Below are 12,474 nucleotides of genomic sequence, written 5' to 3'. Positions count from 1 at the left end.
AACGCCATTGAGAATCAAACAGGAAACTAACAATGAAACTGGTGACATTTATCCATAATGGCCTAGCGCGAGTCGGGGCTGTGTGTGGCGATAGCGTGGTTGATAGCCAAGATGATCCGAAAATCCCGGCCACTATGATCGATTTTTTGGCAGCAGGTGATAGTGCTATGGAGCGTATGCGACGGCTGGTTGAGTCTGCACAGCCCCAATTTTTATTATCCGAGGTTAAATTGGCAGCACCTGTAGCAAGACCTGGCAAGTATTTGGCGGTTGCGTTGAATTATGCCGACCATATTGCCGAGACCGGCAAAGACAAACCGGAATATCCGAGCTTTTTTACCAAACAAAGTACTTGTGTGATCGGGGATGGTGATGCTATCCACATGCCCAAAGTATCTGATAAGCTGGATTATGAAGGTGAACTGGCGTTTGTCATCGGCAAACGTTGTCGTCATGTGCCGGTAGATATAGCGCACCAAGTAATTGCCGGTTTTACCGTGGCCAACGATGTGTCGGTACGGGATTTTCAGGCACGTTCGCCGACCATGATGCTTGGTAAGTCGTTTGATACTTGCGGCCCGCTCGGTCCTTGGTTGGTGACCAGCGATGAAATCACCGATCCGCATAACCTGAATCTTAAAACCTGGGTGGATGATGAGCTACGGCAAAATTCTAACACCCAGCACATGATTTTTAATTGTTACGAGATGGTGGCGTATTTGTCGCAAGCCATGACCTTGGAGCCTGGGGATGTGATTACTACGGGTACACCGAGTGGGGTTGGGGTAAAAATGCAGCCGCGTGGCTATTTAAAGGTTGGGCAGACAGTTAGGATTGAAATTGAGGGGATTGGCACGTTAAGTAATTCGGTGGTTGATGAGCCGGATGATATGGTTATTTTCTGAGGTTATTCATTACCCACTAAAACTAAAGATGGATTCTTGAAACGATAGAAAGGTACGAAAAAACATAGAGCGCAGATGAAACTGACCATAACGGATATTTTGTTTTTATCCATGACTCTTTTAGAATCGTACACTTTTTCTTTCGTGCCTTTCCGCGACGAAGTACCTCATAAAAAACTATTGTGTAAACGGCGGTTTTAATAGCGTGTCAGATTTTTTACGGCTGAAAAAACTTAATTTACTTTGTAATGTTAACTCATTGAGTTTTTTAGGCAGAGAAAATAATACAGTTACTTTAAGGCCACCTAGCTCGGATTTTCCTAGTGTAAGTGTTGCGCCATGAATACTGGCTATGCGTTGCACAATAGAAAACCCCAGTCCGGTGCCTTGTGCCGTACCGGCAGTTTCAACACAGCGGTGGAAGCGTTTTAACGAGAGTTCGTACTGATCCGGTGCTATTCCTGGGCCGGAGTCTTCCACACAAAAGGTCAGATGGCTGTTATTGTGGGTCAGAGTCACCATAACAGTGCCTTTATTAGGGGTATATTTAATGGCGTTATCAATAATATTTTTGACCAGAATATTGATAAGTTGACCATTGGCGATTATTGATGGCTTATGCTCATCGGCAACGACTTCTAGTTGTAAGCGTTTTTTATGGGCATGAGGTTCAAGCTCGGTAATCACCTGAATGATTTCATCGTGCAAACACAACGTCGTCTTAGCCAAAAATGCCGAGCTGGAGGATTCAATCCGTGAAAAAGTCAGTAACTGTTGCACCATGTAGGTCATGCGGTTAACGCCTTGCTTTATCCGTTCCAAGGCTTGGGTGCGTACGGTTTCATCGTTAGTTCTTAAGGCCACTTGCGCTTGGGTCAATAATCCCGCCAAAGGCGTTCTTAGCTCGTGAGACGCATCGGCGGTAAATTGCCGCTCATGTTCCAAGGCTTCTTCCAGTTGTACAAACAGATTATTCATTTCATTAACAACGGGCACTATTTCGCTGGGGAGTTTTTGTGTTGACAAAGGCTTAAGGTAACTGGCTTCGCGTTTGGCCAGTTGCTTTTCCAGGCGGTTAAATGGCCTTAACGCATGACCGACAATTAACCAGATGACCACACCTAAAAATGGCATGCCATATAAAAATTGCGTGACCAACTGGGATGAAATTTCTTCCGTTAACTCGGTACGAATGGCTTGTTTTTGCCCAACCTGAATAATATATTCGCCGCTGGTATTAGCTAAGCTAAAAACGTGCCATAAATCCCCATCAATCGTGGTTTTACTCAGGCCTTCTGTGCCTTTGGCAAAGGGCTGTTCTGGCGCGTTTTTGGAATGCCGTAGTAAGCGGCCATCTTCACTCCACAATTGAAAAACAATTTTACGTTCGTATTTGTATTTACGGTCAAAATCTTTGGCTTGTAGCAGTTCGTCAAAGGCATGTGATAAAGGATCACTGGTATCGATTTCATTGAAATTGTGCAGATGAAATCGGGGATCATTTTCTTCGTCTAAAAATAAATCCTGATTTTCATTATCAAGCTGATAAGGAAATTTTTTTGGAAAATAGCGATTGAGTGCTTCGGCTTGATTTTGTTTCCAATTTTCTTCTAATGGCTCATCTTTGGGTAAGGTTTCCAAGAATGCCAGCAACACTTTGCCCGATTGCGCGAGCTCGGCATCAAATAATTCACCCACTTCGCTGCGCGTGGTTTTATAGCTGATATAGGCGGTAATGCCCCAGATCAGCATGGACGCAGAAAGTAAGCTAATCAGCAGGCGTTGCCTGAGTGAATAGTTCATGCGTCGTCATCGCTATCAATAATATAGCCTACGCCTCTGACGGTACGAATCAGAGCAGCATCCAGTTTTTTGCGTAAATAATGGATGTGGACTTCAACGGTATTGCTTTCTATATCGGAATTCCACGAATACAGGCTTTCCTCCAATCTTGCGCGAGATACCACGCGGCCTATGTTGCTCATTAAAAAACTCAGTATTTCGAATTCTTTTTGCGATAGCTCTACTTTTTCGCCCATATAGGTGATTTGGTGGGAGGCTGGCTCCAAAATAACGCCTTTGTGCTCAATATGGGGCACGCTGCGGCCTTCATTACGGCGTGCCAGTGCACGTAATCGCGCGCAAACTTCATCCAGCTCAAAGGGTTTGATGACAAAATCATCCGCGCCGCTATCAAGCCCCAGTACGCGGTCGGGCACGGTATCTTTGGCGGTGAGTACCATGACGGGTGTTTCGTCTTTACGGGCTCGCAACGCACGTAAAATATCCATGCCGTCCATGTCAGGCAGATTAAGGTCAAGCACAATCAGCTCATAGCTGTTAATTTTCAGGGCTTCGTCAGCCAGTTTGCCATTGGTTAGCCAATCTACGGCGTAACCTTCCATTTTTAAACCAGCAACCAGGCCATCGCCCAGTATTTCGTCATCTTCAACAAGCAGTAGTCTCATGAGCTTTGAATTTATTGGGTTGTTAGTGAGTGATGTGAGTTATTGTCCACGAAAAGCAGGAAAAATCGTAAATAATGCAGGGCAAAAAACAGATTTTATTTCTACCCTTCAAATTAAAGATAATCTGTCATTTTTAGTGCAGAGCATTCATTGCATTGGATGCCCATAGCATAAATTAAAAAATTTAAATGTGGAAAATTACCTTTTTCACAGTCAGTCTAATGATAAACTGAAAGGACTTTTAACTAAACATTTTAGATAATCTTGTTGCCACTTAGTTTGTATGTCCATTTTCCTTGGTGCATAAAAAAATGCCCTTATTGTGATTTTAATTCACATGCCGTGAAGTCGGCTATACCAGAAGCGGAATACATCAATAAATTACTAGAAGATTTGGCGGTAGATATTAATCGCTATGCAGTGCAACGACCGATTAGCAGCATTTTTATGGGGGGAGGAACTCCTAGTTTGTTCTCACCTGAGGCTCTGGATCGGTTACTGCGTGGTATCAAACAACAGTTAACGTTAGCGGACGATATAGAAATTACCCTGGAAGCCAATCCGGGTACTTTCGAGAGTGATAAGTTTAAAGAGTTTAGGGCTATCGGAATAAATCGCTTATCGATAGGCGTGCAATCATTTAATGATGATCTGCTGGCTAATTTAGGACGCGTGCATTCTGGAATAGAAGCCATTAAAGCCGCAGGTATTGCCCATCAGGCGGGATTTGATAATTTCAATCTAGACTTAATGTACGCCGTACCCGGCGCTACTCTGGAAACCAGTATCAGCGATATGACAACGGCCATTAACCTTGCGCCTACACATATTTCTTTTTACCAGATGACGCTGGAGCCGAATACTTATTTTTACCGTTTTCCCCCGTCTTTGCCTCATGATGACTTGGTTTATGATATTCAACAGCGTTGCCAAGCGTTATTGGCGGCACAACAGTACCAGCAATATGAAATCTCAGCCTATAGCCGTTTTGGAAAACAAAGCCAACATAATGTCAATTATTGGCAATTTGGAGATTATTTAGGTATTGGTGCTGGAGCGCATGGCAAGATAACGCAAAGGTTACCCAACCAAATTGTGCGCACCGTTAAACCGAAAAGTCCGGCGCACTATTTGGCGGCATCCTTTAAACCTGCTGAAGCTAAAGTAATTGCCCTCCATGATGTGCCTTTAGAATTTGTTATGAACCGCCTGCGCTTACGACAAGGCTTTAATTTGGCAGCCTATCAATCCGCTACAGGGCTTAATATAGAGACATTGGAGCCGGCTTTAACTGAATGTGTTCAAGAAAATTTGCTTATTAAACAAAATGATCACTATTATTGCTCCGCAAAAGGCTGGAATTTTCTGGATAATATCCTAGAAAAATTCATGCCTTAATAAACCTGCCCAGAATCAACAGACACATTAACTATGCTCGATTATCAAAAAAATTTCATTGCCTACGCACTTGATTGTGGTGTACTTAAATTTGGCCAATTTCAGCTTAAATCGGGTCGAACCAGTCCTTATTTTTTTAACACCGGTTTATTTGATACTGGGATGAAATTGGCAAAACTTGGGCAGTTTTACGCCCAAGCGCTGGTGCAATCCGATATTAATCCGGATATTTTGTATGGGCCAGCCTACAAAGGCATTCCTTTGGTGTGTGCGACGTCCATTGCCTACAGTCACTTAACGTCTAAAGATATTCCTTTTGTGTTCAATCGCAAAGAAGCTAAAGATCACGGCGAAGGGGGGGCTTTAGTCGGTTCTGCTTTGCAAGGGCGTGTGCTTATTTTAGATGACGTGATTACTGCCGGCACATCCGTTAAAGAGTCTGTGGATATCATAAAAAACGCAGGAGCCACGCCAGTCGGGGTTTTAATTGCATTGGACAGGCAGGAAAAAGGCAATAATGACGTTTCTGCCATTCAGGAAGTCAGCATGCTATTTCAGATGCCAGTGGTTTCAATCATTACGCTGGCAGATATTATAGAATACACTAAACTTAATCCTAGCTACCCAGTTGATGAGATATTAGCGTATCAACATCGTTATGGAATTTAGAATTAAATTTAATTTTTCAAATTTTAAAAATAAAAACATCTTAAGCTAACAGTTACTGAGATATAGGCTACAATTAACGAGAAACAACTATCTAATTAACTAGTTCGACTTACATTATAGAATTGTGTTAGCAATAAAAGGCTTGCCATGAGGAATCTGGAATTTAAAGATCAAATGCACGAGTATGCGCTCTGGCGTGCCAAAGTGGTGCAGGCTATAGAAATGTATCATCAATGGCGCATTCGTTATGGAATGAATGATCCGCACAGCACTAATACGATTCTAAATGCAATTAGTAATCTGCAAACTGATCGTATTACTTTGGCTTTTGTCGCGGAATTTTCACGCGGTAAAACCGAATTAATTAACTCGCTGTTTTTTGCTGAAACAGGCGTTCGGTTACTGCCATCTACGGCAGGTCGCACGACCATGTCGCCGACAGAGCTGTTTTACGATGAAGAGGGCGGCAGTTATATTCGCTTGCTGAATATAGAAAGTCGGCTTGAAGATATTTCGCTGGCAGAATTGAAGCAGCAACCGCAAAGATGGACGCAGTTTAAGCTGGACAGTAATTCGCCAGGGCAAATGCAAGAAGCTTTTAAAGAATTGTGTGCTACAAAAATGGTTGATCGGCAAGTTGCCGACAAACTGGGTTTGTGGAATGAAAGATTGGCCGCAGAACAAGGTGTTGTCAATCCGGAAAAAGTGGAAATTCCCTGTTGGCGCCATGCCTTAATCAGTTTTCCTCATCCTTTATTACAGCAAGGTTTATGTATTTTAGACACGCCAGGCTTAAATGCCTTGGGGACTGAACCTGAGCTGACCTTAAACATGTTGCCCAGTGCACAGGCTATTGTGTTTGTGCTGGCTGCCGATACCGGTGTCACCAAAAGTGATATGGATATGTGGATGAACCATGTGTGCATTACCCGTGGTGGTAATAAGCAAGGTCTTGCTGTCGTCATGAATAAAATTGATGCTATGTGGGATGATCTTGCCGGTGATCGAGGTTACCAGGATGCCATCAATTCGCAAATTAAAACCGCAGCGGCTACGCTAAAGCTTGATGAAAGTGCTATTTTCCCGGTCTCGGCTAAACAGGCGCTATTAGGTAAAGTGAAAGGCGATAACGCATTGCTGGAAAAAAGTCGTTTAGAGGGGCTGGAAAAATACCTGGCTAACGATATTTTATTACAGCGGCGCTCGATATTAATGGGTTCATTGACGCGAGATATCGGTTTTTTAGTGAATGAATCATCAAGCATTACTGATTTGGCAATGACCAATGCAGCTAAGCAGCTTGAAGAATTTAAAAAAATCGATTTTGAAAATCACGATATGACTGCCAAATTGATGGCTGAAACCCGTGATAGACAGCAGCTGTATATGGCAAATATTGAGAACTTTCAGGCCAGCCGTCGCGTGTTCTCTGTGCAAGCCAAGATGTTAATTGACTCATTTTCGAAAGAAAAAATCGATCCGGTCATTAGAGGTACCCGTAGTGACATGTCTAAAAGTTTGACGACGTTTGGCATGAAACAAAACATGCGTAAGTTATTTGATGATTTACGTGATTTGTTACAGGATTCTATCGATATCACTAACGAGACACGGCGTTTGGTTAAAGCTATACACAAAAAATTTAAAGACGAATACGGCTTTAAAGAGATTGAGCCGCCGTTATTTTCAATAAAACCTTATCAAGTTGAGTTGGAACAGATATTTTCAGAAGGCGAAGCGTTTCGATTGAGCGCAAAAACCACAATGACCGAACAAAGTTTGGTGATACACAAACTTTACAGTACCTTGATTGCCAAGGCGAGAAATGTACTTCGTCAAGCCCATGCTGATTCTATTGCCTGGAGCAACGGTGTACTAACGCCGTTAATGCACCAAATTAAAGATCATAAAAAGCAAATTGAAAGCCGCATGCAGTTGCTGAGAAAAATCAATGATTCAAAAGGCTCGGTAGCAGAAAAGATCGCATTGCTTGAAGCGGAAATAGAACCGCTCAGAAGGCAACGTGATGAGCTGGCTATGATGATTAGGGCAATGCAATTAGATAGCACAGTCAAGTCGTAAACATAAACCCAGTAACGCTGTGATGAGCAGCGTTACAGTTTAGTAAAAATCAAATCCCACACACCGTGTCCTAAACTCAGTCCTCGTTGTTCAAACTTCGTAAGCGGCCTATAATCGGGACGTTCACAGTAATTGTGTGTGGCGCTCCTGTTTTTTAGAGCTTGCTCGTTAGACAACATCTCAAGTATGTGTTCGGCGTAGTTTTCCCAGTCGGTAGCGGCATGAAAATAACCGCTGGGTTTAAGTTTTTTAAGCAGCAGTTCAATAAAGCTAGTACGCACGATACGTCTTTTATAGTGTCTTTTTTTCGGCCAAGGATCCGGAAAAAACAAATGCACGCCAGTTACGCTCTCATCAGCAATGTGGTTTTCCAAAATATCTATGGCATCGTGATTATAGATTCTGAGGTTGGTAATATTTTCCTGTTTAATTTTCATCAATAAATGGCCTACACCCGGCCGATGAACCTCGATGCCAATATAGTTTTTATCAGGGTTAGCAGCGGCCATTTCAGCTAAGCTTTCACCATTGCCAAAGCCTATTTCTACGATTAAAGGCGCATCACGACCAAAAACTTCCGCAAAATTGTATTTTAACTGGGTATCAAGACCATATTCATGCCAATAATTTTCCAAGGCAAATTCTTGGCCAGCCGTTATACGGCCTTGTCTGGGCATAAAACTTCGGATTTTTTGCGTAAAAGTTGGGGCGGTAGAGTTCATGGGACGTAACGCTTCACAGTAATCGTTGGAATAGGGGTGTATTAAAAAAACAAACCGTCGAGAGGCGATGAGGCAGAAGCAAAGCGTCGTTTGGGCATACGTCCGGCCAGAAAGGCTTCACGGCCCGCTTCAATACCTTTTCTCATAGCAGAAGCCATCAGTATTGGGTTTTGCGCGGCGGCGATAGCGGTATTCATCAACACTCCTGCACAGCCCAGTTCCATTGCCATCGCAGCATCAGAAGCCGTGCCGACACCGGCATCGACCAAAATAGGTACGCTAGCATTTTCAACGATGGTTAAAATATTATACGGATTGCGTATCCCCAGTCCTGATCCAATGGGTGCGGCCAGCGGCATAACAGCGATGCAGCCGATTTCTTCCAGTTTTTTTGCCGCAATCGGATCATCGTTGGTATAGACCATAACGTCAAAGCCTTCTTTAACCAGCATTTTGGCGGCAATAAAAGTTTGCTCCACATCCGGAAATAAAGTTTTTTGATCAGCTAACACTTCCAGTTTTACCAGTTTATGGCCACCGAGCAATTCTCTGCCTAATCGACAGGTTCTGAGGGCATCTTCAGCGGTATAGCAGCCTGCGGTATTAGGCAAAATGGTATATTTGTCCGGTGAAATAACATCCAGCAAATTAGGTTCGCCTGGATTTTGGCCAATGTTGGTACGGCGTATGGCAACCGTGACAATTTGTGCGCCGCTGGCTTCAATGGCCAAACGGGTTTCTTCCATGTCTTTGTATTTGCCTGTACCGACCAGTAAGCGTGACTGATAAGCTTTTCCCGCAATGACAAACGAATCATTTTGTCCGCCGCCAATAGCATGAACAATTTCCAATCGATCACCGTCGACTAATTGTTGCGTGCTGTATTGTTGAAATGGCAATATTTCAAGGTTTAATTCGACCGCTATTTTTTTGCCAGTTAAACCTTGTGCGGCAACAATATCGGCCACTGATTTAGTACCGGTTAACTCATGCGCTTCACCATTGATATAAATTTTCATGGTATAAAACTCCGACGGCGCTGGACTGCCGTAGATAATGTCTGTAACAGCGGCAACGTATCTTCCCAGCTTAAACAGGCATCGGTAATGCTTTGGCCATACGTTAGCGGTTGGCCTTCTATCACTTTTTGGCTACCTGATTTAAGATGGCTCTCAATCATTGCGCCCATAATGCGTGTATCGCCACCGGCAATTTGTTCAGCCACATCTTCGCCGACAATAAGCTGCCTATGACATTGTTTAAGGCTGTTAGCATGGCTAAAATCAATCATAATGTTGGGTCTTAAGCTGGCTTTAGTTAAGCTCTCCCCTACCTTTTCTACGTTGACTGCATCGTAATTGGGGCCATCATTACCACCGCGTAAAATAATGTGCACATCTTGATTGCCAGTGGTGGAAAAAATGGCTGAATGGCCCGCTTTGGTCAGCGATAGAAAATGATGTGGACTCATCGCCGAGCCGATGGCATCAATGGCAATTTTTACCGTGCCGTCGGTAGAATTTTTAAAACCAATTGGACAAGACACGCCCGAAGCTAATTCGCGGTGGCCTTGGCTTTCTGTCGTTCTGGCACCGATAGCGCCCCAGGCGATTAAATCAGAAATATATTGTGGGGTAATTAAGTCCAGGTATTCGGTTGCGGCGGGCATGCCCATTTCATTGACATCTTGTAATAGTTGTCTGGCGACGCGCAAACCTTTGTTGATGTTAAAGCTTGAATCAATATCAGGGTCGTTAATTAAACCTTTCCAACCTACGGTAGTCCGTGGTTTTTCAAAATACACCCGCATGATAATAAGCAAGTCGTCGGCCAGATCATCTTTGGCCTGCTTTAACAATTGTGCGTACTCTTTGGCGGCTTGGGTGCAATGGATAGAGCAGGGGCCTACCACCACTAAAAGTCGGTCATCTTCACCCACAAGAATTTTGTGTACGGCTTGACGCGCTTCCAAAGTGGTTTGCGCCGCTTTATCGCTAATCGGCAATTCATCATGAACTTGAACAGGTGCAATGACTTCGCGGATTTCACAGATTCTAAGGTCGTCAGTTTTATATTTTGTGTGCATGTAAGGGTTACCACCCCGTAATTTTGTTGCAGAATTATGTGGTTAATCTGCCCATTTTAACTGTTTTTGCCTTTTGTTGGTTAGTTTTCACCAAGCTTATTTAGGGGGAGTAGGGCATTCAGATAGGGAATGACGTTGCTAATCGGGGGAATCTGCACTATTAATAAGTTCCGATGCAATGTTTTTAGACAGAAATTCGGCTATCTTTGTAACATCGGTAAAGTTACCGTAAGCTAGAGATAGCTTCACATACGCAGCTTCCAGTGACATGTTCCACAACATGGTTGCGCCAAGATCAAGTAAAGCACGGGTACTTTGATAGGCGTTTTCATTTTTAATAGCCGGAGCCATATAGACAGGTATGCCTTGCTTAGCGCAGCGTTTGATGAATTCAGATAGCGAATAATCATTGCCCCATTGTTGGGTAGCGCAGGCTGTGCCGGAATGGTACAAGTCATGCAGGACGGCGACAACGTTGTTTAAGCACAGATGAGTGTAATTAAGTCCTGGATAGGGTTTTATGAGTAAAATGTTGTCGGAAAAAACCGGCTTTAGCAGCACGGCTTTAATAGGCGTATCTGTTATTGGGTTTGGTTCTGAGAATTGGCCATTATCGAAAGTCAGGTGATGTTTGTTCTGAACGCTGATGAAATCGCCGCTTAATTGTAAAGATGCAGCCAGATGTGTGCCTCTGTGGATGTGCATGATTTGATGGGGATTGCGATAGGGTACAAAAACGCCGGGCTCATTAATCTGCAATATAAACTCTACGGCACAGATAAAATTTTCCAGACCTTTGGCTTTGGGGTTGTCCAGTGGGTAATTGCTGGCTACCAGTAGTATGGGTTTTTTGAGTGCATAGAAATAATAGCTTAACGCGCAAGCGGTAAAGCTTAAGGTATCTGTGCCGTGGGTGATGATGATGCCGTCGTAGTTTTCGGGATGTGCTGATTCTATGGCGGTGATCAGGGTTGTCCAGGCGGGCGGAGCAAGGTTTTCGCTTAACAGTTGCAGGGGTTGGATACTGGTAAAGCTGATGTGCTGATGGTTTGGGTAATGTTGCTGGAACAGCTGGATGAGTTTGTAGGCTGTGGCTGGATTGGTGTTTATGGTGCCTTCGGTGGCGGTGGAGCCTATGGTGCCGCCAGTGAATACGATTAATATTTGTTTGGTCATGGTGGGGTGGCTGTCTAACGATTAGGAAGTCTACTGCTGAGCAGGTGAATCGCCTTGTGTTTCTTTATCCTGAAACTGACAATCAAAAATGATATTGCTTTGCATCCATGCGTATGTGTGGAATCCCTATAATGTCTATATATTTCTCACCTACGCGGTAAAAAATCAGATGTTTTTGCACCTGTAGCGCCCTGTAGTGTGTTTTAACATCGGGTCGGGCTTTTCCAAGATAGGGATTCTCGAGCAAATCATAAAATCCCTGTTCAATCAGCCCAACATATTTATCGGCTTGTCCTTCACTCCATTCAGCCAGAGAATAAGTCCAGATTGCTTCAAGATCATTCTCTGCCGCATGAGCAAGTCTAATCTTTAACATTCACTGATTTTCCTGCTTTGGCCTGTGCCTGAGTTTTTATAGTCTGAAAAAAGGCACTCATATTTTCTTGCTCTAATTCCGTATAGCGCCCTGCTTCCAGATCTCCTTCGCCCTCAGCCAGTTTCGCCCGTAAGTTATTCAGCTTCATCTGGTCAATCAGCTCCTCATTTGTCCTCATAAACCGCAACGCTTCCCGTACAACTTCGCTAGCATTGTTGTAAAGACCGGATGCAACCTTTTCCTTAATGATGCCTTCAAGTTCTGGTGTAAGTGAAATGTGCATAAAGTTTAGTCCTCCAATTTCCATAATTGCTAAAAATACATAGTTTGTCAATCTTTGTATTTGCTATGAAAATCATTCTGCTTATTTAAGGGCGGGCGCGATAACCTTCAAATTCGCTTAGTATTAAAAACCATATTGTTTGTGAAAAAATCTTATTTCGAGAACGGTGATGGGGGGAATGTTTTTGCTACAGTTGAATGAGTTGGTAGGCTGTGGTTGCGTTGGTTTTTAGGGTGCCTTCGGTGGCGGTTGAGCCTATGGTGCCGCCGGTGAATACGGTTAGGATGTTTTTGATCATTTTTGTGTGCT

Annotated in this window: 13 protein-coding genes; 5 read left to right on the top strand and 8 right to left on the bottom strand. The window is 43.6% G+C overall.

Annotated elements, in window-relative coordinates:
- Nucleotides 1-32 precede the first annotated feature (32 nt).
- Nucleotides 33-905, top strand: a complete 873-nt coding sequence (locus ACHZC4_RS11920) for a fumarylacetoacetate hydrolase family protein (RefSeq protein ID WP_394754079.1) — start codon at nt 33-35, stop codon at nt 903-905.
- A 177-nt stretch (nt 906-1,082) separates the two neighbouring features.
- Here ACHZC4_RS11920 and ACHZC4_RS11915 read toward each other — a convergent pair whose 3' ends face one another.
- A complete protein-coding gene (locus ACHZC4_RS11915) occupies nt 1,083-2,708 on the bottom strand; it encodes an ATP-binding protein (protein WP_394754078.1) in 1,626 nt (541 codons plus the stop codon).
- Nucleotides 2,705-3,373 carry a response regulator gene (locus ACHZC4_RS11910; protein ID WP_394754077.1) on the bottom strand — a complete coding sequence of 223 codons (669 nt, stop codon included), beginning with the start codon at nt 3,371-3,373 and terminating at the stop codon, nt 2,705-2,707. Before ACHZC4_RS11910 ends, ACHZC4_RS11915 begins: the two co-directional genes overlap by 4 nt.
- On the opposite strand from ACHZC4_RS11910, the gene ACHZC4_RS11905 reads away from it, so the two are divergent.
- From ACHZC4_RS11905 to ACHZC4_RS11890, 4 genes are all read left to right on the top strand, one after another.
- Nucleotides 3,372-3,542, top strand: a complete 171-nt coding sequence (locus ACHZC4_RS11905; RefSeq protein ID WP_394754076.1) for a hypothetical protein — start codon at nt 3,372-3,374, stop codon at nt 3,540-3,542. The two genes, ACHZC4_RS11910 and ACHZC4_RS11905, sit on opposite strands and share 2 nt — an antisense overlap.
- 95 nt (nt 3,543-3,637) lie before the next feature.
- On the top strand, nt 3,638-4,771 hold the full coding sequence (hemW, locus tag ACHZC4_RS11900) for a radical SAM family heme chaperone HemW (protein WP_394754075.1): 1,134 nt from the start codon (nt 3,638-3,640) through the stop codon (nt 4,769-4,771).
- 33 nt (nt 4,772-4,804) lie between these two features.
- Complete coding sequence (gene pyrE / locus ACHZC4_RS11895; RefSeq protein ID WP_394754074.1) at nt 4,805-5,440, top strand: orotate phosphoribosyltransferase; 636 nt, start codon at nt 4,805-4,807, stop codon at nt 5,438-5,440.
- 147 nt (nt 5,441-5,587) lie between these two features.
- A complete protein-coding gene (locus ACHZC4_RS11890; RefSeq protein ID WP_394754073.1) occupies nt 5,588-7,522 on the top strand; it encodes a dynamin family protein in 1,935 nt (644 codons plus the stop codon).
- Nucleotides 7,523-7,554: 32 nt separating this feature from the next.
- On the opposite strand, the gene trmB is transcribed toward ACHZC4_RS11890, so the two are convergent.
- The 6 genes from trmB to ACHZC4_RS11860 form a co-directional block, all read right to left on the bottom strand.
- Nucleotides 7,555-8,244, bottom strand: coding sequence for a tRNA (guanosine(46)-N7)-methyltransferase TrmB (gene trmB, locus ACHZC4_RS11885; RefSeq protein WP_394754072.1), 690 nt, complete (start codon nt 8,242-8,244; stop codon nt 7,555-7,557).
- Nucleotides 8,245-8,285: 41 nt separating this feature from the next.
- Nucleotides 8,286-9,263: a sulfur carrier protein ThiS gene (gene thiS, locus ACHZC4_RS11880; protein ID WP_394754071.1), complete on the bottom strand. Its 978-nt coding sequence runs from the start codon at nt 9,261-9,263 to the stop codon at nt 8,286-8,288.
- Nucleotides 9,260-10,330 (bottom strand): 3-deoxy-7-phosphoheptulonate synthase, encoded by a 1,071-nt coding sequence (locus tag ACHZC4_RS11875; protein WP_394754070.1) that lies wholly within the window; start codon nt 10,328-10,330, stop codon nt 9,260-9,262. Before ACHZC4_RS11875 ends, thiS begins: the two co-directional genes overlap by 4 nt.
- Before the next feature lie 138 nt (nt 10,331-10,468).
- Entirely contained in the window at nt 10,469-11,506 is a 1,038-nt protein-coding gene (locus ACHZC4_RS11870) for an asparaginase (protein ID WP_394754069.1), read from the bottom strand.
- 82 nt (nt 11,507-11,588) lie between these two features.
- The gene (locus ACHZC4_RS11865; protein ID WP_394754068.1) at nt 11,589-11,882 is read right to left on the bottom strand and encodes a type II toxin-antitoxin system RelE/ParE family toxin; all 294 of its coding nucleotides are present in this window, start codon (nt 11,880-11,882) and stop codon (nt 11,589-11,591) included.
- Nucleotides 11,869-12,216: a type II toxin-antitoxin system ParD family antitoxin gene (locus tag ACHZC4_RS11860; protein WP_394754067.1), complete on the bottom strand. Its 348-nt coding sequence runs from the start codon at nt 12,214-12,216 to the stop codon at nt 11,869-11,871. Before ACHZC4_RS11860 ends, ACHZC4_RS11865 begins: the two co-directional genes overlap by 14 nt.
- Nucleotides 12,217-12,474 lie beyond the last annotated feature (258 nt).

Origin of the sequence: Crenothrix sp., from assembly GCF_043729335.1 — a bacterium.
Lineage (GTDB): Bacteria > Pseudomonadota > Gammaproteobacteria > Methylococcales > Methylomonadaceae > Crenothrix.
This window is presented reverse-complemented; position numbering and strand designations above follow the sequence as displayed.